Here is a 24,315-nt window from a genome sequence, read left to right as displayed (position 1 = left end):
CGAGAACCGCCCGGCAGCGGTCGCGCGGGATGCGCGCCGCGCCGCCCGGCGCCGCACGGGCCGGGCGGGCGCTCCCCCCGGTCGCCGCGGCACTCGTACTGGTCCTGATGCTCCTGGTGATCGTCCGTCTGCCCTGGGCGGGCGATCTCGGCATGCACGCGGCGACCGTGCAGCGACTGCGGCACAGTCTGCTGCACCCGGGGAACCCGCTGGTCGACGCCGACACACCGAGCCCGTACTACTCACCCTGGATGCTGCTGCTGGGCTGCCTCGCCCGGGTGACCGGCATGTCGGTGTTCAACGTGCTGCGGGTCGGCGCACTCGTCGGGCTGGGGCTGCTGGCCACCGGTGTGTGGCGCTACGTCCGCACCCTCAGCGCCCATCGCGCGGCGCCCGCCCTGGCGTTCCTGTGCCTGGTCCTCCTGTGGGGACCGCTCCTGTTCAACTGGAGCGGCTTCCTCGGCCTCAACTCCCTCGCGCTGACGGTGTCGTACCCCAGCGTCCTCGCCCTCGGGCTGTCGTTCCACCTCTGGGCGTGGCTCACCCGGGCACTGCGCTCCCGGGCCGGCTGGGGCGGGTGGCTCGGTCTGGGCGCGCTCTGGGCGCTGATCCTGCTGTGCCACCAGTTCACCGGGGTCGTGGCGTCCCTCGGGGCGCTGGCCGCGGTGATCGCCGCACGGCCGGGCCGGCCCGAGCTGCCGCGGCTCGGTGCGGCGGTCGCCCTCGGCCTGGTGCTGCTGGGTGCGTGGCCGTACTACGACTTCTTCGCGCTGTTCTCCGCGGGCGCCGGTCTCGAGGCGATCCACCGGTCGTTGTACGGCGATCTGGCCGGACGGTTCGGGCTGGTCCTTCTCGGGGTGATGGCCCTGGGGGCGCGGTGGCGGCGGGACCGCCGGGATCCCCTGGTGCTGTTCTTCCTGCTCGGCGCGCTGGTGTTCGCCGCGGGCGGGCTGACCGGGCACTACTCGTGGGGACGGGCGCTGCCCGCCGCGCTGATCCCGGCCCAGCTCGCGGCCGCGCTGGAGGCCGTGTCGGCGGGGAGGCGGGCGGTACGGGCCGCGTGGGCCGGTGCGCTGGGCGCCGCGCTGCTGGTGGGGGCGTGGACGCAGGCCGGGACGCTCGGGTACGTGGCGGATCGGGACGCGCTGCCGGGCGCGGTCGCGGCGAAGTACCGGGCGCCGTGGGCCGGGTATCACTGGGTCACGCCGTGGGTGGGGTACGGGGACGTGGTGATGGCGCGCACGATGGCCTCTCGGCAGATTCCGGCGTACGGGGCGTACACGGTGGCCCCTGGGTATCCGGACGTGTTCCTGCCGTCGGCGGGGGCGCGGGAGGCCGCGGAGCGGCGGTATTTCTCGGCGGGGGCGGCTGATTCCGTCCGGCGGGGTGTGTTGCGGGAGTACGGGGTGCGGTGGGTGGTCGGGGGGAGGGGGGACGCGGAGCCGTGGTTGCGGCGGGTGGCTGGGGGGCCTGGGGGGCAGGTGCTGTACGAGGTTGAGCGGTGAGCGGTGTTGCCGGGTGCGCGGTGTTGGTGCCGGCCCGGTGGATGTTTCGCTTGCCCGCGCTTGCGGGGTGCCTCCCCCCACTCTCGGCTTCGCTCGAGCGGGGGGACCCCCACCGCCCACCCGTGCCGCCCCTGGCGGCACGCATGCCCGTTACTTGAGGAGGCTGGATGCCAGGCGGCCCGCGTTGCGTAGTTTGGGGTGGGAGAGTCTGCGGGTCAGGGGGCGGATCACGTGGGCTGTCAGGGAGCGGGGGTGCCAGCGGATCTGCAGGCGGCCCGGGTTGCGGCCTTCGGGTTCGATGGTGAGTTCGTGGGCCGTGAGGCCGGCGCGGTGATCGACCCGGGCCCGTGCCGAGGGGAAGTCCAGGGGGGCCAGCAGCAGGCCGGAGTTGGCCAGGCCCTGCTGTGACAGGCGGAGCAGCGGGTGGCGTACGCCGTCGAAGCCCTGTACGGGCAGGGGTGCCGCCGCCAGGTCCAGCCGGGCCCTGCCCTCGAAGACACCCGGTCGCACGGGGTCCAGCCGGAACGGGACCGTCAGACGGCGCCGGCCGGGACTCAGCACCAGGCTCGCGCGCTGCGGTCCCACCGGGAGCCGCAGGCCGGGGTCGAACGTGCGGATGGTGAGGTCGATGCAGGCGCCGGGCCCCCGGGTCAGCTCGGTGATCTCGTGGCGGAACTGGGCGCTGGTGAACGGCCGGGTGTCCAGCTCCAGGTCGGAGACGTCCAGTTCACGGCGGCCCCGGTCGGTCGTGGGGGGCGTGTCGCCCCAGTAGGCGGCGCCGGAGGCGTCGGTGGTCACCTGTCGCGGGGCCACGTTGTGGCCGAGGCCGCGCGCCGCCAGCCGGACGTCGGACAGGCGCCCGTCGCGCAGCAGCTCGAGCACCACCCGCTCCGGGCGGGGCAGCCGGACGAAGGCGCCGTCCGCGAGCGTGTCCAGGTACGGGTTCATGATCTGCGCGAAGTCCCCGAGCCACGCGTCGTCCCGGTACGGCAGGTCGCCCGCGTACATCCGGAAGTCGTGCTTGAGGAACTTGTAGTCCTTGTCCTCGCGGAGCACCGCGTGCCCGCTCTCGACCAGGAAGTCGTCGATCAGGCGCTGGACGTGCACCCGGTCGCGGACGTTGGAGATCTTGTGCCGCTGGTTGGAGATGGACGCCGCCGCCTGCGCGGCGAACGGCTCGATGTACCAGACGTACACCGGGTCCGGGATGATCGTGAACGCCTTCGCCAGGCAGTAGGCCTGGGCCGAGAACAACTGGTCCTCGTAGTGGATGCCCTCGGGGAAGCGGAGCCCGTGGTGGTCCAGGAACGCCCGGGAGTACATCTTGCTCGTCGACAGGTGCTCGAACAGCAGCCGCGGGTCGGCCTCGATGCCGTCCAGCGTGCGGTGTTCGGCGACCAGGTGCGGCATCCAGGTCGAGCGGCGCCCGTTGTCCACCCGTACCCGGCGCACCGCGCCCATGACAAAGTCCACCTCGCGCTCGCGGTGCGCGGCGAGCAGCGACTCGACGGCGCGGGGCGGGAGTTCGTCGTCGCTGTCCAGGAACATCAGGTAGGGCGCCCGGGCGACCTCGATGGCCCGGTTGCGCGGTGCGCTGCAGCCGCCGCTGTTCCGCGGCAGCCGGAGGTAGCGGATGCGGTGGTCCCGAGCGGCCAGCTCCCGTGCCACGGCGGGCGTGTCGTCGGTGGAGTGGTCGTCGCTGATGACGATCTCGATGTTGGCGTGGGTCTGGGCGCGCAGGGAGGCGACCGCGCGGGGGAGGCGGGCCGCGTCGTTGAAGACGATGACGGTGACCGTGACGTCGGGGAGCGTCATGCGCCGGCCTCCTCGGGGCTCGGGGCGGGGGTGCGTTCCGCCAGTGGGATCACCGGGGGCAGCGCCTCCTCGGGTTCGCCGAGGAAGACCCGTCGTACGACGCGCTCGGCGGCGCGTCCGTCGTCGTACTCGCAGAACCGGCGCCGGAAGGCGGCCCGCGCCTTGGCCGCGCTCTCGTCGCGCCAGGCACCCGAGGTGAGGATCTCGGTCAGCTCCTCCTGGGTGCGGGCGACCTGGCCCGGGTGGTCGGCCATCAGGTCGAAGTAGACGCCCCGGGTGGTGCGGTACGTCTCCCAGTCGTCGGCGTGGATCACGATCGGCCGGTCCAGGTTGGCGTAGTCGAACATGATCGACGAGTAGTCCGTGACCAGCGCGTCGGCGGCCAGGCACAGCTCCTCGACCGGGTCGTAGGAGGAGACGTCGATGATCCGGCCGGACCGGCGCAGCCCGGTGAGCGGGGAGGCGGCGCCGCCGTAGAAGTAGTGGGCGCGGACCAGCAGGACCGTGTTGTCGCCGAGCCGGTCGGCCAGGGCGGCGAGATCGAGCCGGGGGGTGAAGCCGGCCTCGTAGTCACGGTGGGTGGGGGCGTAGAGGACGGCCGTCGCGCCGGGGGCGATGCCCAGCCGCTCACGGGCGGCGCGGACCTCGGCGGCGCCGCTCGTGTAGAAGACGTCGTTGCGCGGATAGCCGTGGTCCAGCGACGTGTAGCGGGCCGGGTACGCGCGCTCCCACATACGGGTCGAGTGGCTGTTGGAGCTGACGCTGTAGTCCCACTTGTCGACGCGGGCCAGCAGGGCGGCGAAGTCCAGGCCCTTGGCGGCGGCCGGGTGGTCGCGCTGGTCCAGGCCCATGCGCTTGAGCGGGGTGCCGTGGTGGGTCTGGAGGTGGACCGCTCCGGAGCGCTTGACCACCGCGTTGGGGAAGTTGACGTTGTTCGTCAGGTACTTGGCGGTGGCCAGCGTCTCCCAGTAGCGGCGGGTGCCGGGGATCACGTGGTCGGTGCCGGGCGGCAGCAGGGCGGCGTTCTCCTTGTTCACCACCCACACCCGGCGGATGTGCGGGGCGAGTTCGCCGAGCCGGGCGGCGATCGCGGCCGGGTTGCAGGCGACCCCGCGCTCCCAGTAGGCGGCGAACACGGCCATTTCGGGGTCGACCGGGCGGCTCAGCGCCCTGCGGTACTGCTGGTCGCGGACCTTCGTGCCCAGTTGCCGCTTGCGGTCGCGTACCGCCTTCCGGGCCGCGCGCCGGGTGCGGTTGGCGGCCTGGAAGGCGCGGTACCTGGTGTACGCGCCGTCCTCCAGCAGCGTGTGCCGGACGCCCTCGAGGCCCGCCGGGCGGCGGTGGGTCTCGGGGCGCCAGCGGACCGCGGCCAGCGAGGCCCGGCGGAAGAACTCGCGGGCCACCGGGTCGGGCAGGTCCTCCCGGGCGAAGGTGCGCAGCAGGTCGCGGACCATCAGGTCGTACAGCACCGCGCGGGCCGCGCGGCGGTCCCTGGTGAGCGGGAGCAGGGACTCGTAGCGCTCGATGAGCGCGTACCGGTCCTCGGGGGCGAGGGGCGGCAGGCTCTCGGGGCGCAGCAGGCGGTCGTCGTACGCCACCTGGTTCAGGCAGGCGACGCGGCCGGCGCGCAGCAGGGCCGCGTAGGCCGCGTACGGCTCGTCGTCGGTGGTGAGCAGGTCCTCGTGGGCCCGCCAGAAGCCGGCGCGCAGGGCGCGGGTGCCGAGCAGCGGGGCGAGGCGCAGCAGGTCGGCCGCGTCGTCCAGGGCCAGGTCGGCGCGGCCCGCGGCGGCGAGGTGGCGGCCGCCGGGGGACGGGGCCGCCGCGGTCCGCCAGGTGGTGGTGACATGGTCGAAGAGGAGTACGTCGACCGTGTCGTCCAGCTCCGCGGCGCGCTCGGCGACCATCCGGGACGCCCCGGCGGGCAGACCGTCCTTGGCGTGTACGAAGTGCAGCCAGCGGCCGGACGCCCGGGCCGCCCCCGCCGCCCGGGCCGCTCCGTCACCGGTGCCTTCCGGCAGCGGCACCACGACCGTCTCCGGGGCGTACTGCTCGGCCGTCTCCCGGGCCCAGTCGCCGACCGCCGCGACGATCACCTCGATGTCCGGGAGCGGGCGGGTCTCCAGCGCGGCCAGCAGCTCGGTCAGATGCCCCTGGGTGTTCGGCCCGTGGACGATGACGCTGAGGTGGGGCATCGCGGAGGCTCCTTGGGCTCGCCGTCTCTGGTGGGCACCTTTCATAACATACTGTCACTAGCGGTATGAAATGGATAACCACGCCCGAGGTAAGAGCTCCGCGGCGGCGGGCCCACTGAGAGAACGACGCTCCGCGGGCGGGGTTTCGGCGTCAGGGTGTGGCGGCGGGAGCCTTGGGCGCCGCCTTCTTGGCCGGCTTCCGGGCCGGCTTGTCGCTCTTGTCGCCCGTGAACGCCTCGTACTCCTTCAGGACGTCCTCCGTGGCCCCGTCCATCCGCAGCTCACCGCGCTCCAGCCACAGCACCCGCTCGCAGGTGTCGCGGATGGACTTGTTGTTGTGGCTGACCAGGAAGACCGTGCCCGCGTGCTTGCGCAGCTCGCGGATACGGGCCTCGGAGCGCTTCTGGAAGGAACGGTCGCCGGTCGCCAGGGCCTCGTCGATGAGCAGGACGTCGTGGTCCTTGGCGGCGGCGATGGAGAAGCGCAGCCGGGCCGCCATGCCGGAGGAGTAGGTCCGCATCGGCAGGGTGATGAAGTCGCCCTTCTCGTTGATCCCGGAGAACTCGACGATCTCCTGGTACCGCTGCTTGACCTCCTCCCGGGACATGCCCATGGCCAGTCCGCCGAGGTGGACGTTGCGCTCGCCGGTCAGGTCGTTCATCAGCGCCGCGTTGACGCCGAGGAGCGAGGGCTGGCCGTCGGTGTAGATGTGCCCGTTCTCCACGGGCAGCAGGCCGGCGACCGCCTTCAGCAGCGTCGACTTGCCGGAGCCGTTGGTGCCGATGAGGCCGATCGCCTCACCCTTGTAGGCGACGAACGACACCTGCTTGACCGCGTGCACCTTGCGCACGCCCGCCGCCTTCTCGGCCTGCTTGCGCCGCAGGATGCGGTTGAGGGCGGCGGTGGCGGTGCCGCGCCCGGCGCCGGTGCCGTTGACCCGGTAGACGATGTCGACCTTGTCGGCGACGACGGTGGGGATCTCGCTGGTGGTCCCGGTCTGCTCAGCCACGGCCGTAGGTCTCCTCAGCCTTCCAGAAGTAGATGAAGCCGCCGACCCCGGCGAGCAGGGCCCAGCCCGTCGCGACCGCCCACACGTGCGGGGGCAGGCTGTGGAAGCTGTCGATCAGCGCGAACCGCATCAGGTCGATGTAGACGGCGGCCGGGTTCAGCTCCAGCAGCAGCTTGACGGCGTGCGGCAGGTGATCGTTCTTGTCGATCTTGTCGATGCTCCACATCACGCCGGACACGTACATCCACGTCCGCAGCACGAACGGCATGAGCTGCGCGATGTCGGGGGTCTTCGCGCCCATGCGGGCCACGGCCATCGACACGCCGGCGTTGAACGTGAACTGGAGCACCAGGGCGGGGATCGCCAGCACCCAGGAGGCGGCGACCGGAACGCCGAAGCAGAGCAGGATGACGACCAGGGCGGCCATCGAGAACAGCAGCTGCTGGAGCTGCTGCAGCGCGAAGGAGATCGGCAGCGCGGCGCGCGGGAAGTGCAGGGCGCGGACCAGGCCGAGGTTGCCGGCGATGGCCCGGGTGCCCGCCATGATCGAGCTCTGCGTGAACGTCCAGATGAACACGCCGGTGACCAGGAACGGCACGTAGTCGGGGACGTGCTGCTTGGTGCCGAGCAGGACGCCGAAGATGAAGTAGTAGACCGCCGCGTTCAGCAGCGGGGTCATGACCTGCCAGACCTGGCCGAGCTTCGCCTGGCTGTACTGGGCCGTGAGCTTGGCGGTGGCGAAGGCGGTGATGAAGTGGCGACGCGCCCACAGCTGGCGGACGTACGCCGGCAGGGAGGGGCGGGCGCCGCTGACCGACAGGCCGTGCCGGGCGGCCAGCGCCGCGAGGTCGTCCTCGGCCGGGACCTGGGTCGGGGGCGGTGTGTGGAGGACCTGACTCACATCCGCTGCTTTCGCTCGGGGGAGGGGGTGCGCCGGCGGTCGCCGGGCCTGGGTGGTCCCCGTCCGTCGTCCGGCGTTTCCTTACGCTTCTCTTCACGTTCTCTTACGTCGGGACGGGACCGTATCGTCGCAACGTGAGAGTAGAACCATCGAACGTCGGAACGCAACCGTTTCGTCGTAACGCCCTATGCTGGTCCGTATGACGACGAACGCCGACGAGACCCCGAAGCGTCCGCGCCGCAGGGCCCCCGCGGGGGCCGCCGTGCTCCGGGAGGACGTGACCGAGGCCATCCGGGCGGCCGTCTTCGAGGAGCTGGCGGCCGTCGGGTACGCCAGGATGTCCATCGAGGGGATCGCGCGGCGGGCGGGCGTAGGCAAGACGGCGGTGTACCGGCGCTGGCGTTCCAAGCTGCACCTGGTGCTGGACGTGGTCTCGGCGATGGCCGTGCTGGGGCTCCCGGTCCCGGACACCGGCTCGCTGGAGGGCGACCTCCGCCTGCTCTACGGCGTCACGTCCCGCGCCCTGCGCCACCCCGTCGCCTCGCAGATCATCCCCGACCTCCAGGCGGAGGCGGCCCGCAGCCCGGAGATCGCCGAGGCGCTGCAGAAGGCGGTGCGGGACGGCCAGGACTCGGTGGCCAGCAAGATCGTGGCCGCGGCGGAACGGCGCGGGGAGGTGCGGTCCGGGGTGGACACCGACCTCGCCCTGGACCTGATCTCCGGGCCCCTCTACTGGCGCTCGGTGGTGATCCGTTCCCCCAGGCTCCCGAAGGACTACCTGGACACCCTGGCCCGAGCCACCGCGGCGGCCCTCACCGCGCTGTGACCGGCCGCCGGGGGACGGCCGGGTCCAGGAGGCCGGGAGCGTCCTAGGAACGCGCAGCCTCCGGGTGCAGGTGCGTCCACCCCTCCCAGGAGGAGGCGATCATGTCCTGGACGTCGCGCTTGGCCCGCCAGCCCAGTTCGGTGGCGATGCGGTCGGCGGAGCCCACCACGCGGGCCGGGTCGCCGGGGCGGCGGGCGGTGACGGCCGGGGGGCGGTCGTAGCCGGTGACCGCGTTGACGCGGTCGATCATCTCGCGGACCGACACGCCCTCCCCGCGGCCGATGTTGAGGGTCAGGTCGCGGCCCGGGTCGGAGCGCAGGGCGCGCGCGACGGTCACATGGGCCTCGGCCAGGTCGGCCACGTGGATGTAGTCGCGGACGCAGGTGCCGTCGGGGGTCGGGTAGTCGTCGCCGAAGATCCGCGGGGGCACGCCCTCGGTGAGCTTCTCGAAGATCATGGGAACGAGATTGGAGACGCTCGCGTCGGCCAGTGCGGGGGCGGCCGCGCCCGCCACGTTGAAGTAGCGCAGGGACGCGGTCGCGAGCCCGGTCGCCCGGCCCGTCGCCCGGACCAGCCACTCGCCGGCGAGCTTGGTCTCGCCGTAGGGGGAGAGCGGGAGGCAGGGGGTCTCCTCCGTGACCAGGTCCACGTCCGGCATGCCGTACACCGCGGCGGACGAGGAGAACACGAAGGACGTGACGTCGGCCGCCACCGCGGCTTCCAGCAGGACGCGCAGGCCCTCCACGTTCTCCCGGTAGTACCGCAGCGGGTGCTCCACCGACTCGCCGACCTGCTTCTTCGCCGCCAGGTGGACGACGCCGGTGACCTCGTGCGCGGCGAGCGTACGCGCCACGGTCCCGGCGTCCAGGATCGAGCCCCGCACCAGGGGTACCTCGTCCGGTACGCGCTCGGCCACACCGGTGGACAGGTCGTCGTACACCACGGTCCGCTCGCCCGCCTCGGTCATCGCACGGACGACGTGCGCTCCGATGTAACCGGCGCCGCCGGTGATCAGCCAGGTCATTGCGACCGTCCCCTCGTCAGCGGCCGCCGGTGGCGGCCGGCGGCTCTTGGTCCCGTGGTTGTCAGTGAAGCAGGCGGCGCAGCCGGTCGCGGGCAACTGTGATGACTCCGTGTGCCCCGGTCGCCACGCGCAGTGCGAGGGTGCCGGAGTGGGTGGCGTACGGCTGGACCAGCAGCACGCCGTGCCGGGCGCTCGGGACGGCGCGCCGGCGCAGCCGCCCGGCGCCCGCGAGGGCGTGCGCGGTGAGGTCGCGAGCCGTGCCGTCCGTGAACCGCACGGTCAGACGCAGGTCCCAGGTGCCCGCCCCGAGCGCGGCCAGGTCGACGGGCACCTCGGCCGTCCAGCTCTCCGCTCCCGCGGGCGCGAGGGCCGTCGTGACGCGCTGGGCCGGGCGCCCGTCCTGCCGGGACCGCCACTCCACGTCCAGCTCCCGCGGCCCGGCCGCGGCCAGCCGTCCGTACAGTTCGTGCAGCCGCAGACGAAGCCGGGTGTCCCGCGCGCGCGGGCGCAGCTCGGCGTCCAGCGCGAGGGGGAGGACGCTGGTGGACCGGGCGAGCAGGGGCGCGAGGGTGACCTGGGGCAACTCGGCGGACCAGACGGGCGTGCCGTCGGCGGTGCGGGCGTAGGGCGGGAGCAGCCGGGCCGGGCGGGCGGCGAGTTCCCTGAGGCGGGGCAGGTCGTGCGGCTCGGGCGACTCCAGGACCACCCGGCCGAGCAGCCGTCCGGGAGCCGCCGGGTTCAGCTCCCAGTCGGCCGCGTCGTAGCGCGCGAGGTACGCGCGGGTGTGCGCCCACCAGGCGCGCCGGTAGTGCGCGTCGCGCAAGCCGAGTTCGCGCACGTACATGCGCAACTCGTGGTCGAGGAACTTGGCCCGCGCGGCCCGCGCCAGCACCTTCTGCCCGGCGCTCAGCAGGATGTCGTACGCCAGCGCGCACGCCTCCGTGCGCGCCCGCCAGTTGCCGATGTCCTCGCGGTCCAGGGAGAGCGAGAGCCGCTCGGCCGACCGGCGCACGTGCCACACGTACACGCGGTCCGGTACGAGCGCGACGCGCGGCGCGGCGGCCAGCACGCGCGCGGTGAAGACGAAGTCCTCGTAGAGGAAACGGCCTTCGGGGAAGCGGATGCCGTGCTCGCGCAGGAAGCCGGTCCGGTACAGCTTGTTGACGCACAGGGTGTCGTGGACGAGACGGGGGCGCTCGGAGGGGTGCGCTAGGACGGCGGGCGCCGTGTAGAGCGCCGCCTGCCACGGCTGTTCGCGCCCCGAGGGCAGCTCCCGGCGCACGCAGAGCCCGCCCGCGACCTCGGCGCGCGCCCGGGTTGCGGCCGTCAGCAGCGCCTCCGCCGCGCCGGGTGGCAGCATGTCGTCGCTGTCGAGGAACATCACGTACGGCATGGTCACCGCGTCGATCCCGGTGTTGCGCGGGCTGCCGCAGCCGCCGCTGTTCACGCTCCGGCGCACCACCCGCAGCCGGGGCTCCCCGGCGGCCAGGCGGTCCAGGAGTTCGCCGCTGCCGTCCGTCGAGCAGTCGTCCACGGCGATCACCTCGCCGACGGCCGGCCCCTGGGCGAGTGCCGAGCGTACGGCGTCGGTGACGTGGGCGGCGTCGTTGTGGCCGATGACGACGACACCGACCTGGGGTGCCGGGTGCGGGTCTCGCGGGTCTGTACTCATGGGGTCCACGGGCCGGGTACGTAGGAAAGTCTGTATTACCCCATTACAAGCCGCTCAGTGCTCGATCCGGGAGGCGGTCCGAGTCCGGGCGGAGCCGTGTCGGGGGAGCGTGCTCTCCGGCCGGCGGCCGGGCCGAGCGCCACAGCCGGACGAAGGACAGCACGGCGGCCGCCGCCAGCAGCGCGTTACGGGCCAGCATCAGCAGGCAGCCGGTCCAGGTGCCGCCCACCACCTCGCGGTAGAGCATCGGGTAGGCCAGCGAACTGAGCGCGCTCGCCGCGAGGAGCAGCACCGCCACCGGGCGCTGGCTGGTGTGCCGGGAGGTCAGGCACACGGCGGCCAGACCCAGCAGCCAGATCAGGTACTGCGGGCTGATGACCCGGCTGGTGACGGTGAACAGCAGTACCGCGGCGAGCGCGGCGTCGTACGGCGTGGCCGGGCTCCAGTGCCGCGCCCGCAGCCGCCACAGCACGAGCAGCCCGAACGCGGCGGCCGTGAGCCCGAGGGAGAACGTGGCCACGGCGTGCACGTACGGGCCGACCAGCTCGATCGCGCCGTACTGGTAGCGGGTCCGGCCGGGCCAGCCGGCATGGCGTGCCAGGTTGAGCGCGGTGCCGCCGAGCGACTCGATCTGCACGCCCCGCCCGCCCTGCTCCCGCAGGAACGCCAGCGGATCGCTGAACGAGACGGCGAGAAGGGCGAATCCCAGGCCGCCGCCGGCCGTCGCCCAGCCCCACGCCCCGCGGGTCGCCCGTCCCCGCGGTGTGCCCAGCAGTACCAGCGCCGGCCACACCTTCACCAGCGCGCCCAGCGCCCCGAGGACGCCGCCCGCGCGCGGGGAACGCCCCGACGACAGCAGGGCGGCGACGGCGAGCGCGGTCACCTGCACGTCGTACCGGGCGAGCGGGATGTGCAGCAGCAGCGGCAGACCGCAGATCCACAGGCCCGCGCCGAGCAGACTGCCGCCGGGCCGCGTCCCGGCCCGGACCAGGGCCACCGCGATCAGCGCGTCCGCGGCCAGCGCCAGGGCCACGAACGACTGGAAGTACGTCAGCCACGGCAGCAGACCCGGCGCCAGCAGCACCACGCCCGCGCCCGGCGGGTACTGCCAGGTGCTGTCGTGGGCCGGGAAGGCGCCGTGCGACAGCACGCCGTACCAGTGGAAGTACAGACGCCACACCTCGCGCGGCACCGCGCCCCCGCCCAGCAGGGGCGAGCTGTCGTGCGTGAGCAGCCACGACATCAGGGCGCGGGTGACGAGCCAGACGGCGGTGAGTGCGAGGACCGGGCCGGGGGTGACACGGAGACGGTTCATCACGCGGGAGCCTAATCCGGGCGGATGGTCTATTCATGTTGATACGCCGTCATTCCCCGGCAAAGATTGGCTAATCGCAAAAGATCAGGCTGTGGTGAACCTCGGGTCTCCTCTGAAGCCGCGGCCGTACGGGGACGCGGCAGCGGTGTCCGCCGGGGCGGCCGCCGCCCCGGCGGGCCGGCCGGGCCGCGCTCGTCGGGCCGCGGCCGTGTGCGCGCCCGCGCTGGTGATGCTCGCGCTCGGCTGCTGGCGGCTCGACCGGGGCGGGATGTGGCGCGACGAGGCGGTCACCTTCCAGGTGGCCCGCCGCACGGTGCCGCAGATCTGGCGACTGCTGCACGACGTGGACGCGGTGCACGGCCTGTACTACCTCCTCATGCACCCCGTCCTGGCCGTCCACCCCGGCGAGGTCGTCCTCAGGCTGCCGTCCGTGTGCGCGGCGGCGGTGACCGCCGGTCTGGTCGCCGCGCTCGGCGCCCGGCTGGCGCGTCCGCGCGTCGGGCTGTGGGCCGGGCTGCTGTACGCCGTCTCACCGATGGCCGGTCACTACGCGCAGGAGGGCCGCTCGTACGCGCTGGTCGCGGCCGGCGCCACGGCGGCGACGCTGCTGCTCGTGCGGGCCCTGCGCGGCGGTACCTGGTGGGCGTACGGCACGGTCGTCGCCCTCACCTGCTGGCTGCACGAGTTCGCGGTGCTGCTGCTGCCCGCCCACGCGCTGTCGCTGGCGCTGACCCGGGTGGGGCCACGGGTATGGCGCGGCTGGGGGTGCGCGGCGGCCGTGGCGGGGCTCGGGCTGCTGCCGCTGGCGCTCGTGTCCCGGGCCCAGTCGGCGCAGGTGGCGTGGCTGCGACCGCCGACGCGGGCGACGGCACGGGGGCTGCTGCGCACGTTCCTCGGGCCGACGGACGGGGTGTTCTGGCTGTGTCTGGCCCTGGCCCTGGTGGGGCTCCTGGGTCTGGCCGGGCGGCGGGGCGAGCCGGCGTGTGCGGGGGTCGCCGCGCCGCTGACCGTGGTGCCGCCGCTCGCGCTGATGCTGGTGTCGCAGGTGTCGCCGCTGTACGTCGACCGCTATGTGCTCTACGCCCTGTCGGGGGCGCCGCTGCTGGTGGCGGCCGGGGCCGACCGGCTGCTGTCGCTCCGCGCGCGCGTCCCGCTCGCCACCCTGGCCGGAACCGTCGCCGTCCTCCTGGCCCTCACCCACCAGCTCCCCCTGCTCCGCGCCGACCGTGACCCGGCGCGCAGACCCGACGACCTCGCCGCCGTCGCCCGGGCCGCCGACCGGAAGCTGCGCCCGGGAGACCCCGTGCTGTTCCTGCCGGCGCAGACGCGGAACGCCGCCCTCACCTACCCGGCGGCCTTCCGCGGCGCCCGGGACCTGGCGCTGGCGGAGTCGGCCGCCGAGTCCGGGACCCTCTACGGACGGGAGGCGGGACCGCTGGTTCTGCGCCACCGGATGGCCCGGCTGGAGCGCGTCTGGGTGGTCGCCGACCGGGATGTGCTGGCCGGGCGGTGGACGCCGGGCAGCCCCGTCGAGCGGACCAAATCAGCCGTGCTGGCGCGGGAGTTCACGCCGGCCGAGGAATCCGTGCAGGGCGAGGTGGCCGTGCGGCTCTACGTCCGCCGCGCCCTCCCCGGCCTCACCGGTGCCCCGCAGCCTCCGCCAGCGCCGCCGCGTCCAGCGCGCTGGTGAGCCGGTCCAGGCGCTCGCGCAACTCGCCGATCTCCGCCAGCTCGAAGCCGGTGGCCGCCGCGATGCGGCGCGGCACCTCCAGGGCCCGCTCGCGCAGTGCCGCGCCCTGGCCGGTCAGCCGCACCTGCACCGAGCGCTCGTCGTGCGCGCTGCGCTCACGCATGACGAGACCGGCCGCCTCGAGCCGCTTGACCAGCGGCGACAGCGTCCCGGAGTCGAGCCGCAGATGCTCCCCGAGCTTCTTCACCGGCAGCTCGCCGTGCTCCCACAGCACCAGCAGCACCAGGTACTGGGGGTAGGTGAGCCCGAGCTCCTTGAGGATCACGCGGTACACGCCGTTGAAGGCGCGGGACGCCGCGTTCAGGGAGAAGCAGATCTGGCGGTCCAGCCGCAGCCACTCGGAGTCCGGGACGGTTTCGGTGGCCGGCGGGGTCGGCGGGGTCGGCGAGGCGCTCATGGTTCCAGGGTAGCTCTTTCAGGCCATTCAGTTGTACACAATTTAATCGTGTGCTCTACTTATGGCCGTGAGGCGGCCCGACCGGAGCCGCCGCGACGCAACCGACTTCCAGAGGGATGGTCTTCATGGACGCGCTCTACACCGCTGTCGCCACCGCCACCCACGGCCGCGACGGTCGTGCCGTCTCCTCCGACGGCAAGATCGACGTCAAGCTGGCCCCGCCGGTGGAGCTGGGCGGCGACGGCCAGGGCACCAACCCCGAGCAGCTCTTCGCCGCCGGTTACGCCGCCTGCTTCGGCAGCGCCCTCGGCCTCGTCGGCCGTCAGGCGAAGGTCGACGTCACCAACGCCGCGGTGACCGCCGAGGTCGGCATCGGCAAGCAGGGCGAGGGCTTCGGCCTGAAGGTGACGCTGCGCGTGGAGCTGCCCGAGACCGTGGACGAGGCGACCGGCCGCAAGCTGGTCGAGACCGCCCACCAGGTCTGCCCCTACTCCAACGCCACCCGCGGCAACGTCGAGGTCGACCTCGTCATCGAGTAGCCGGACCCGTCACCGGCGACCGGCCGGCCTCGCCTTCGGGGCCGGCGACTCGCCGCCGACCGCCTGGCCGGGGATCCGCACGGACCCCGGCCCGGCCGGCATGGACTCGCCGAGCAGCAGCGTCCGTACGACCCGCTCGGCGGCCCGCCCGTCGTCGAACTCGCAGAACCGGGCCCGGAAGTCCGCCCGCAGCCGCCGCGACTCCTCGTCCCGCCACGCCCCGGACGTGAACTGCCGGACCAGCTCCCGGTAGGAGCGGGACACATGGCCCGGCGCCTCCGCGGTGATGTCGAGATAGGTGCCCCGGCTCGCGGTGAACGCGGCCCAGTCGTCGGCGTGCACCACGATCGGGCGGTCCAGGACGGCGTAGTCGAACATCAGGGACGAGTAGTCCGTGACCAGGACGTCCGAGGCGAGCATCACCTCCTCGACGTGCGGCTCGTCCGTCGCGTCGACCACCACGCCGCGCCGGGCCAGCTCCGTCAGGCCCATGCCGCGCGCGGGACCGGCCGCCAGCGTCGGGTGCAGCCGCACCACGAGGGTGCTGCCCTCGCCGAGGTCGGCCGCGAACCGCGCCAGGTCGACCCGGTCCACGTGCCCGCCGCGCCGGTAGTCCCGGCGGGTCGGCGCGTACAGCACCACCGTGTGGTCCGCCGGGATGCCGTGCCGCAGGCGGAAGCCGGCGCCCGCCCCGTCGGCCGCGCCGACCAGCACGTCGTTGCGCGGGCTGCCGGTGCGCACCGAGGTGAAGTGGCAGGGGTAGGCGCGCTCCCAGACCAGCTCCGAATGACGGTTGGCGACCAGGCTGTAGTCCCAGCGGTCGGCCCGGCGCAGCATCTGCGGCACGTCGAAGCCCAGCCGGGCGCCGGGCTTGTCCAGCAGGTCGGCGCCCATGTACTTCAGCGGGGTGCCCTGATGGGTGTGGATGTGCACGCTGCCGGGCCGCTTGGCCAGCGCGCCGGGCCAGTTGACGTCGTTGACGAAGAACTTGGCCCGGGCGGTGATCTCCAGACAGCGCCGTGAGCCCATGAGCACGTGCTCGACGCCGGCCGGCAGCCGCCCGGCGGCCTCCTCGTCACGCACCACCCACACCCCGCGCAGCCCCGGGGCGATCTCCAGCGCTTTGCGGTACACGGCGGCCGGATCGCCCAGCACACCCTGGTGCGAGGACGCCGAGTACACCACCAGGTCCTCGTCCAGCGGCCGGTGCGCGTGCAGCCGGGCCCAGCCGCGCCGGGCCCGGGCGCCGACGGCCCGCCGGGCCGGCCCCGCCCGCCGCACGGCCTCGCGCCCGGCCCGGCCCGCCTGCCGCTTCAGCAGATAACGCGCGTAGCCGCCCTCCAGCACGGCGACCTCACCGTCCACGAGGGCGCCCTCGGGCCGGTACCGGCGGAACATCTCCGCCGTGCGCCGGAAGAACTCGGCCCGGTCCGACGGCGGCAGCCGGTCCGGCTTGGCGAGGATGTCCAGGCAGTGCTCGCCCATCTTGCGGTGCAGGTACGGCCGCCAGCCCGCCAGCTCCGGGTGTCCGTCCACGTAGGCGAAGACCCGCTCGTACTGGTCGTGGATGTCGAAGTGCTTGCGGCTGGTGGTGGACAGGATGTTGCCCTGCCTGCGCTGCCGGTAGTTCAGGCAGATCCGGTCCAGCGCGGCGATCCGCCGGGCGCTGAGCATGACCGGGAAGGTCCACGGGGTGTCCTCGTAGTACCCGGGCGGGAACTCGAAGCCGTTCTCCTCGACGAAGTCGCGCCGGTAGACCTTGTTCCACACCACCATCAGCAGGTCCAGGATCTCCGGCCGGCCGACGGCCGTGAAGGTCTCCGCGCCGGCCTCGGCGAGCACGTGCGCCAGGGCGTTGCGCCGGGTGCCGCCCCACCAGTAGGTGCGCGCGTAGTCGAAGACCAGCACGTCCGGGTCGCCGGCCTCCGCCAGCCGGTCGGCCATGGTGCCCAGCGCGCCCGGGGTGAGCGTGTCGTCGCTGTCCAGGAAGAACAGGTAGTCGCCGGTGGCGTGCGGCAGCCCGGCGTTGCGGGCCCGGCCGAGTCCGGCGTTCTCCGGCAGGTGCAGCACCTTCACCCGCGTGTCACGGGCCGCGTACTCGTCCAGGATCGCGCCGCAGCCGTCCGGGGAGCGGTCGTCCACGGCGATCAGCTCGAAGTCGTCGAAGGACTGCCGCAGCACCGAGTCCAGGCACTCGCGCAGGAAGCCCTGCACCTTGAAGCAGGGGACGATGAGACTGAAGCGGGGCACGGGTCAGCTCCTCACGAGGGTCGCGGCGGCGGGGGCGGGGACGCGCTCCGCGAGCGGGATCACCGGCGGGACCGCCTCCGGCGGCTCGCCGAGCAGCACCCGCCGTACGACGCGTTCGGCGGCCCGCCCGTCGTCGAACTGGCAGAACCGCTCCCGGAACGCGGCCCGCGCCGCCGTGGACCCGGGCCCCGCCCAGGAGCCGTCACGGAAGATCCGGGCCAGCTCGCCGGGTGTCCGGGCGACCGGCCCCGGCGGCTCGGCCGGCAGGTCGAAGTAGACGCCCCGTGTCTCCCGGTAGACCTCCCAGTCGTCGGCGTACACCACGATCGGCCGGTCCAGGTTGGCGTAGTCGAACATGATCGAGGAGTAGTCGGTGACCAGCGCGTCCGCCGCCAGGCACACGTCCTCCGAGGAGCGGTGCGCGGTCACGTCGATGACCCGGCCGGAGCCCGCCGGGCGCCCCAGGTCGTAGAAGTAGTGGGCGCGCAGCAGCACGACGACATCCTCGCCGGCCGCCTCGCAGAACGCCTCCAGATCCAGGCCGGGTTCGAACCCGGTGTGGTGGTCGCGGTGGGTCGGCGCGAACAGCACGGCCGTCGCCCCCTCGGGCACGCCCAGCTCCCGGCGGACGCGGGCGACGTCGTCGGCGGTCGCCGTGAAGTAGACGTCGTTGCGCGGATAGCCGTACTCCAGGTGCTCGTACGAGCCGGGGAAGGCACGCTCCCACATCTGCGTGGAGTGGCTGTTCGAGGACAGGTTGAAGTCCCAGCGGTCCACCCGGCCCAGCAGCTTCGTGAAGCTGCCGGACCGCGCCGCCACCACCGGGTAAGTCGACTGGTCCACCCCCATCGTCTTCAGCGGGGTGCCGTGCTGGGTCTGCAGATGCACACTGCCCGGCCGCTTCACCACGCCCTCCGCGAAGTTGGCGTTGTTGACCAGGTACGTGGCGCGGGCCAGCACCTCCCAGTAGCGGCGGGAGCCGATCACCACGTGGTCGACGCCCTCCGGCACGGCGTGGGCCTGGTCCGCCTCGACCAGGAACACCGAGCGGATGTGCGGGGCGAGTTCCCGGGCCTTGGCGTGGATCGCCGCCGGGTTGCAGGTGTATCCCCGGCCCCAGTACGCGCAGAACACCGCGAGCCGGGGATCCAGGGGCCGGCGCAGCTCACGGGCGTAGCGCAGCCGGGTGCGCAGCATGCGCGGGCGCGGCAGCCGCTCGGCGGACCGCGACGCCACCCGGTTGGCGCCCCGCAGCGCCCGGAACGCGCTGTACGCGCCCGTCGCCAGCAGCCGGTGCTGCACCCCCAGGCTGCCGGCGGGCGCGTGATGGCCGGCCGGCCGGTGCGTCCGGTAGAGCCGCCCGGCCCGGCGGAAGAACGAGCGGTGCCCGGAGGGCAGCCGTTCCGGGCGGGACGCCGTCCTCAGCACATGCGCGAAGAGCTGGTCGAACAGGGCCCGCGCCCGTTCGGCGGACAGCCCCGCCACGGCAGCCCGGGTCAGTACGAGTTCCACCTGGTCCAGCAGGGTGTGCTGGTGCGGCCCGGGCAGATTGAGCCGGCTGCCCTGGCGGCGCGACCGGTGGCGTACGACGGCCCGGCGCAGCACCGTGATCCGCTCGGCGGCGACGCCGGCCAGCCCGCTCCAGCCCAGGTCGGTGAAGTGGCCCTCGGGGAAGAGGATTCCGTGCTCGGTGAGGAAGGCCCGGCGGTAGGCGGTGCCCCACACCGGCAGCCGCACGCCGGTCAGCTCCGGGAACCGGTCCGGGGCGAAGGCCCCCTGCGGCGCCTTCGCCAGCAGCGGCGCGGCCGGGTTGGCCGGCGCGCCCTCCCACCAGGGAGTCCGCTCGTGCTCGGGGTACAGCACGTCGACGCCCGCGGTCTCGGCCAGCCGCGCGTCCAGGGCCGCCAGTGCACCCGGCAGCAGCAGGTCGTCGCCGTCGAGGAACAGCACGTACGCGCCGCCCGCCGCCCGCATCCCGGCGTTGCGCGCCCCGCTCAGGCCGGCGGACGGCGGCGAGTGGACCGGGGTCACCCGGGAGTCCCGCCCGGCGTACGCGGCGGCCACCGCGGCGGCCGGGGAGTCGGGTGCGTCGCAGACCGGGATCAGCTCGAGGTCGCCGAAGGACTGGCCGAGGACCGAGTCCAGCGCCTGGGACAGCCGGCCGGCGACCCCGTGGGACGGGACGATGATGCTGAAGCGGGGCATTCTGCTCTTTCCGTTGTCTTACCGACGCGCGTTGTCCTGCCGACGCGGCTCGGCCGTCCGGCGGGACGCCAGGTGGACGGCCGGACCGGAGTGGGCCGCGTCGTACTGCGGGGCATGGGAACTCCCAAGGATCAACGCTGTTCAGCGGCTCTCGGTGACGGGGTGCGGGCCGGAAGGTTGCGGCACGGTGGCGAGCGGGTAACGGGCGAGTGCCGCCGCGGCCGAGGGCACCGGCCCGCGCTCGGCGAGCGGGACGAACGCCGGCAGCCCCTCCGTCTCACCCAGCACGACCCGCCGTACGACCCGCTCGGCGGCGTGCCCGTCGTCGTAGGGGCAGAACCGCTCCCGGAAGGCCGCCCGCAGCCGGCCGGTGCCGGAGTCGCGCCACCGGCCGGTGGCGAAGACGTCGATCAGCTCGTCCTCGCCGGCGGCGACCGCGCCAGGCGGGAAGGCGCGCAGGTCGAAGTAGACGCCCCGGGTCGCCTCGTAGGTGTCCCAGTCCCCGGTGTGCACAATGATCGGCCGGTCCAGGCACGCGTAGTCGAACATCAGGGACGAGTAGTCGGTGAGCAGCGCGTCCGAGGCCAGGCAGAGGGACGCCACGTCCGGGTGCCCGGAGACGTCGATGATCTGGCCGTCCTCACCGCGGGAGCCGCCCTGCGGGACGGGGGAGCGGTCGAGGACGACGAAGCGCGGGCCGAGCCGGCGCTGGATCCGGCCCAGGTCGAGCAGCGGGCGCTGGGTTCGGCGGTGGTCGCGGTGCGCGGGCGCGTACAGGACGGCGACCGCGCCCTCCGGGACGCCAAGAGACTCGCGCAGCCGGGCCACGTCCGCCGAGGTGGCCCGCTGGAACACGTCGTTGCGCGGCGAGCCGTACTCCAGCGTGGTGTAGCGGCCCGGGTACACCCGTTCCCAGGTCAGGGTGGTGTGCCGGTTGCCGGACAGCACGTGGTCCCACTGGTCGACGGCCCGCAGCAGCTCCTCGAAGTCGGTGTCCCGGGCGGCCGCGGGACGCTCCCGCAGGTCCAGGCCCCGGTGCCCGAGCGGGGTGCCCTGCTCGGTCTGGACGAAGACCTGACCCGGGCGCTTGCGCAGTCCAGGTCCGAAGTGGCCGTCGTGCACCAGGTACTTGGAGCGGGCCAGCGCCGTCCAGCAGGCGGCCGTGCCCGGGAGCAGCCGGCGCGGACCCGGCGGGACCGCGTGCCGGTGCTCCGGGCGGGCGATCCAGGCGGTGCGGATGTGCGGGGCGTGCGTGCGGAACGCCTCCTCCAGCGCGCCCGGACCGCCGCCGGGCCCCTCCTGGGCGGCGAACACCGCGCGGTCGGCGCGCAGCGGCAGGCGGAGCTGGATCCGGTAGTGCAGTCGAAGGGCCGCGGACCTGAGGGCGCGGGCGAACCTCCGCGCGTGCTTCAGCGAGCGACGCCGGAGGGCCGCGGCCAGTCGCAGCGCGCGGAAGGTGCGGTGCAGGCCGAAGCGGACCAGGGTGTGCCGCAGCCGGGAGCGGGCCGGCACCCCGGCGCCGGGGACGCGGTAGCGGCGGTAGTGGTCCCGGGCCCGGCGCAGGAACTCGGCGTGGCTGCCGCGCGGCAGCCGGTCCCGGCGGCTGAGGATCGTGACGTAGTGGTCGATCATCCGGCCGAACAGCTCCGCACGCCAGCGATCGAGTCCGGGATGCCGCTCGACGTACGCGAACACCCGGTCGTACTGCTCGAAGACGTCGAAGTGCTTGCGGCTGGTGGTGCCCAGGATGTTGCCCTGCCGGCGCTGCCGGTAGTGCACGCACACCCGGTCCAGGGTGGCGATCGACTCCGCCGCCATCAGGGCCGGGAAGGTCCAGGGGGTGTCCTCGTAGTAGCCGGGCGGGAACGAGAGGCCCCGCTCCTCGACGAACTCCCGCCGGTACGCCTTGTTCCAGGCGACCATCAGCACCCGCAGCAGCCCCGGGCGGTCCTCGAGGCGGAACGGCGCCGGACCCCGCTCGGTCAGGTGCACGGCCACCTGGTTGCGGACCGCCTCGCCGTTCCAGAAGGTGCGCGCGTAGTCGAAGACCAGGAGGTCCGGCTCGTCGGTCTCCTTGATCCGGTCGGCGATCGCGCGCAACGCGTCCGGGGTGAGCGTGTCGTCGCTGTCCAGGAAGAGCAGGTAGTCGCCCGTCGCCCGGGCCATGCCCGTGTTGCGGGCACGGCCCAGGCCCTGGTTCTCCTGGAGGTGCACGACCTTCACGCGGGCGTCGCGGGCCGCGTACTCGTCGGCGATCGCTCCGCAGGCGTCCGGGGAGCAGTCGTCCACCACGATCAGTTCGAGATCGGGGTACGACTGGGAGAGCACCGAGTCCAGGCACTCGGACAGGTACGCCTGGACCTGGTACGCGGGGACAATCAGAGTGAACCTGGGCACGGGACATCCATGGGTCGGTCGGCACGGGCGTCTGGCCCGGGAACGGCCGATGGAGTGAATTGGTTACGGTTCGTACGGCGTTCGGGGGACACCGCGAACACCTCGGCTACACGCCGAGGGGCGGGCCCGGCCGGCCCGCCCCTCGAAATCCGTTCACCGCGGGTCTACTTGACCGCGCCCGCCATCACCCCGGACACGAACTGCCGCTGGAACGCGAAGAACACGGCCAGCGGGATCACCATCGAGATGAAGGCGCCGGGCGCCAGCACGTCGATGTTGTTGCCGAACTGCCGTACCTGCGTCTGCAGGGCGACCGTGATCGGCTGCGAGCCGGACTTGGTGAACACCAGCGCGACCAGCATGTCGTTCCACACCCACAGGAACTGGAAGATGCCGAGGCTCGCGATGGCGGGCCCGCCGAGCGGCATCACCACCCGGGTGAACAGCCGCAGTTCACCGGCGCCGTCGAGGCGCGCCGCCTCGAGAAGTTCCCGGGGGATCTCCGCGAAGAAGTTGCGCAGCAAGAACACCGCGAACGGCAGGCCGAAACCGACGTGGAACAGGATCACCCCGAGGATGGTCCCGAACAGGCCGATCTCGCCGAACAGTTCCGCGATCGGGATCAGCGCCACCTGCACCGGCACCACCAGCAGGCTGACCACGCCGAGGAACCACCAGTCCCGGCCCGGGAACTCCATCCACGCGAACGCGTAGCCCGCGAGCGAGCCGATCACCACGACCAGGATCGTCGCCGGGACCGTGATCAGCACGGTGTTCACCAGGGAGTTGGTGATGTCGCCGTTCTCCAGCAGCTTCTGGTAGCTGTCGAAGGTCAGCTGGGACGGCTTGGCGAACACCTGCCACCAGCCGCTCGCGCTCATGTCCTCCGGCGCGCGCAGCGAGGAGATGAGCAGGCCGATGGTCGGCACCAGCCAGAACAGGCCCACGAGCAGCAGGAAGAAGCGGACCAGCCCGCCGCTGAGCCGCCCGGTCATCCGCGCGGCCCAGGACTGCCGGGCCCGCACGGCCGTGTCGGTGGGTGTCACCTTCCCGATCCTTCCGGCAGTCGCCGTCATCCCCGCACCTCCCACCGAAGCCGACGAATGTTGCCGCGTCCTCCCGGGGGGCGACCCCCGGACCCCCGGCCGTACCGGGGCGCACGCGTCTTCATCGCCGCACCTCCCGCCGAAGCCGACGAATGTTGAACAGCATCACCGGGATCACCAGGAGCAGCAGGAACACCGCGATCGCGCTGGCGATGCCCGGCTGGCCCTCCGCGAAGCCCTTGCGGTACAGCTCCAGGGCCAGCACGTTGGCGTCGTCCTGGGAGGAGCCGGGGGCGATGATGTAGACGAGGTCGAAGACCTTCAGCACGTTGATCATCAGTGTGACCACGACCACCGCCAGGACCGGCGCGAGCAGCGGCACGGTGACCTTGCGGAACACCTGCCACTCGTTGGCCCCGTCCACGCGCGCCGCCTCCAGCAGCTCCCGGGGCACCCCCGCGAGCCCGGCCGCGATCAGCACCATCGCGAAGCCCGCCCACATCCACACGTACGACCCGATGACGGCCGGGGTCACCAGCGCCGGACCGAGCCAGTCGACGCCGTTGTAGGGCTCCTTGAAGTTGCTCGCCGGCAGCCGCAGCAGCGCCCCGTCGGCCGACGCGGGCAGCGTGAAGGTGCCGTCGCCGGCGGCCTCGGCGGAGGCCACCACCTTGCCGTCCTTGACCGCCTCGATCCGCATCCCGGCGTAGCCGAGTTCGGACGGGTCGGGCGAGCCCAGCTTCCCGACGCCCTTGCCGCGCGTGAAGTCCTGCCAGGTGGTGCCGGTGATCTTCCCGGGCTCGGCCCCGGCGGCCACGGCCTTCTTCGCGCCGTCCGGCATCTGGTCCGGGGCCACCCCGACGAGCGGGAGCGTGACCGGCTGCCCGGCGTGCACGGGGGCCGAGGTGATGAACCCGCCCGCGTCCGCCTTCAGCGGCGAGTCACGGCCCGGGTGCGCCTTCGGGAACGCCGACGACTGGGCGAAGGTGTCGTGCACCCCCACCCACACCGCGTTGGCGACGCCCTTGTCCGGGTCCTGGTCGTACACCAGCCGGAAGATGATCCCGGCCGCGAGCATCGAGATCGCCATCGGCATGAAGACGACCAGCTTGAACGCCGTTCCCCAGGACACCCGTTCGGTCAGCACCGCGAAGATCAGGCCGAGCGCGGTGGAGACCGTGGGCGCGAACACCACCCAGATGATGTTGTTCTTCAGCGCCGTCCGGATGCCGTCGTCCGTGAACAGCGCCTTGTAGTTGTCGAAGCCGGCGAAGCCGTCCCCCGAGGCGTTGTAGAAGCTGCGGACGACCGAGTACCCGATCGGGTAGACCACGAGCGCGCCGAGCAGCACCAGGGCGGGCAGCAGGAACAGGGCTGCCACGGCCTTGCGGGTGCCGGTCACGCTCTTTCGGCTCTTGGGCGCGGCCGGGCCCGGAGAGGCCCCGGCCGCCGCTGCCGACGCCATGGCCGGA

Annotated in this window: 17 protein-coding genes; 4 read left to right on the top strand and 13 right to left on the bottom strand. The window is 73.2% G+C overall.

The features are described 5' to 3' along the window. The first annotated feature begins 29 nt into the window (after positions 1–29). A complete protein-coding gene (locus tag AB0924_RS06730; protein WP_366910838.1) occupies positions 30–1,505 on the top strand; it encodes a hypothetical protein in 1,476 nt (491 codons plus the stop codon). Between the two features lie 150 nt (positions 1,506–1,655). On the opposite strand, the gene AB0924_RS06725 is transcribed toward AB0924_RS06730, so the two are convergent. From AB0924_RS06725 to AB0924_RS06710, 4 genes are all read right to left on the bottom strand, one after another. Next, on the bottom strand, positions 1,656–3,320 hold the full coding sequence (locus tag AB0924_RS06725; RefSeq protein WP_366910822.1) for a glycosyltransferase family 2 protein: 1,665 nt from the start codon (positions 3,318–3,320) through the stop codon (positions 1,656–1,658). Continuing rightward, positions 3,317–5,512 carry a CDP-glycerol glycerophosphotransferase family protein gene (locus AB0924_RS06720; RefSeq protein WP_366910821.1) on the bottom strand — a complete coding sequence of 732 codons (2,196 nt, stop codon included), beginning with the start codon at positions 5,510–5,512 and terminating at the stop codon, positions 3,317–3,319. The genes AB0924_RS06725 and AB0924_RS06720 overlap by 4 nt, the downstream gene beginning before the upstream one ends. A gap of 151 nt (positions 5,513–5,663) precedes the next feature. Further along, positions 5,664–6,521 (bottom strand): ABC transporter ATP-binding protein, encoded by an 858-nt coding sequence (locus AB0924_RS06715; RefSeq protein ID WP_358930290.1) that lies wholly within the window; start codon positions 6,519–6,521, stop codon positions 5,664–5,666. Beyond that, a complete protein-coding gene (locus AB0924_RS06710; protein WP_358930292.1) occupies positions 6,514–7,422 on the bottom strand; it encodes an ABC transporter permease in 909 nt (302 codons plus the stop codon). Before AB0924_RS06710 ends, AB0924_RS06715 begins: the two co-directional genes overlap by 8 nt. Before the next feature lie 199 nt (positions 7,423–7,621). On the opposite strand from AB0924_RS06710, the gene AB0924_RS06705 reads away from it, so the two are divergent. Continuing rightward, positions 7,622–8,248 carry a TetR/AcrR family transcriptional regulator gene (locus AB0924_RS06705; protein WP_358930295.1) on the top strand — a complete coding sequence of 209 codons (627 nt, stop codon included), beginning with the start codon at positions 7,622–7,624 and terminating at the stop codon, positions 8,246–8,248. A gap of 43 nt (positions 8,249–8,291) precedes the next feature. Here AB0924_RS06705 and galE read toward each other — a convergent pair whose 3' ends face one another. The 3 genes from galE to AB0924_RS06690 all read right to left on the bottom strand — a co-directional run bounded on the left by galE (position 8,292) and on the right by AB0924_RS06690 (position 12,259). Beyond that, positions 8,292–9,272 carry a UDP-glucose 4-epimerase GalE gene (gene galE, locus AB0924_RS06700; protein WP_358930297.1) on the bottom strand — a complete coding sequence of 327 codons (981 nt, stop codon included), beginning with the start codon at positions 9,270–9,272 and terminating at the stop codon, positions 8,292–8,294. 61 nt (positions 9,273–9,333) lie between these two features. After that, a complete protein-coding gene (locus tag AB0924_RS06695) occupies positions 9,334–10,944 on the bottom strand; it encodes a glycosyltransferase family 2 protein (protein ID WP_366910820.1) in 1,611 nt (536 codons plus the stop codon). A gap of 43 nt (positions 10,945–10,987) precedes the next feature. After that, entirely contained in the window at positions 10,988–12,259 is a 1,272-nt protein-coding gene (locus AB0924_RS06690; RefSeq protein ID WP_358930301.1) for a glycosyltransferase family 87 protein, read from the bottom strand. A 91-nt stretch (positions 12,260–12,350) separates the two neighbouring features. Between AB0924_RS06690 and AB0924_RS06685 the strand changes: the two genes are divergently transcribed. Then, entirely contained in the window at positions 12,351–13,949 is a 1,599-nt protein-coding gene (locus AB0924_RS06685) for a glycosyltransferase family 39 protein (RefSeq protein WP_366910819.1), read from the top strand. Here AB0924_RS06685 and AB0924_RS06680 read toward each other — a convergent pair. Then, a complete protein-coding gene (locus tag AB0924_RS06680; RefSeq protein WP_366910818.1) occupies positions 13,897–14,406 on the bottom strand; it encodes a MarR family transcriptional regulator in 510 nt (169 codons plus the stop codon). The two genes, AB0924_RS06685 and AB0924_RS06680, sit on opposite strands and share 53 nt — an antisense overlap. A 125-nt stretch (positions 14,407–14,531) precedes the next feature. On the opposite strand from AB0924_RS06680, the gene AB0924_RS06675 reads away from it, so the two are divergent. Beyond that, a complete protein-coding gene (locus AB0924_RS06675) occupies positions 14,532–14,945 on the top strand; it encodes an organic hydroperoxide resistance protein (RefSeq protein WP_358930308.1) in 414 nt (137 codons plus the stop codon). Positions 14,946–14,954: 9 nt separating this feature from the next. Here AB0924_RS06675 and AB0924_RS06670 read toward each other — a convergent pair whose 3' ends face one another. The 5 genes from AB0924_RS06670 to AB0924_RS06650 form a co-directional block, all read right to left on the bottom strand. Further along, entirely contained in the window at positions 14,955–17,195 is a 2,241-nt protein-coding gene (locus AB0924_RS06670; protein WP_358930310.1) for a CDP-glycerol glycerophosphotransferase family protein, read from the bottom strand. A gap of 3 nt (positions 17,196–17,198) precedes the next feature. Continuing rightward, positions 17,199–19,400 carry a CDP-glycerol glycerophosphotransferase family protein gene (locus AB0924_RS06665; protein ID WP_366910817.1) on the bottom strand — a complete coding sequence of 734 codons (2,202 nt, stop codon included), beginning with the start codon at positions 19,398–19,400 and terminating at the stop codon, positions 17,199–17,201. A 141-nt stretch (positions 19,401–19,541) separates the two neighbouring features. Next, positions 19,542–21,797, bottom strand: coding sequence for a bifunctional glycosyltransferase family 2 protein/CDP-glycerol:glycerophosphate glycerophosphotransferase (locus tag AB0924_RS06660; protein WP_366910816.1), 2,256 nt, complete (start codon positions 21,795–21,797; stop codon positions 19,542–19,544). A gap of 164 nt (positions 21,798–21,961) precedes the next feature. Then, positions 21,962–22,873 carry a carbohydrate ABC transporter permease gene (locus tag AB0924_RS06655; protein ID WP_358930317.1) on the bottom strand — a complete coding sequence of 304 codons (912 nt, stop codon included), beginning with the start codon at positions 22,871–22,873 and terminating at the stop codon, positions 21,962–21,964. A gap of 91 nt (positions 22,874–22,964) precedes the next feature. Then, a complete protein-coding gene (locus tag AB0924_RS06650) occupies positions 22,965–24,308 on the bottom strand; it encodes a sugar ABC transporter permease (RefSeq protein WP_358930319.1) in 1,344 nt (447 codons plus the stop codon). Between the last annotated feature and the right edge of the window lie 7 nt (positions 24,309–24,315).

The sequence above is a fragment of the Streptomyces sp. NPDC047869 genome, assembly GCF_040704065.1.
Taxonomy (GTDB): Bacteria; Actinomycetota; Actinomycetes; order Streptomycetales; family Streptomycetaceae; genus Streptomyces.
This window is presented reverse-complemented; position numbering and strand designations above follow the sequence as displayed.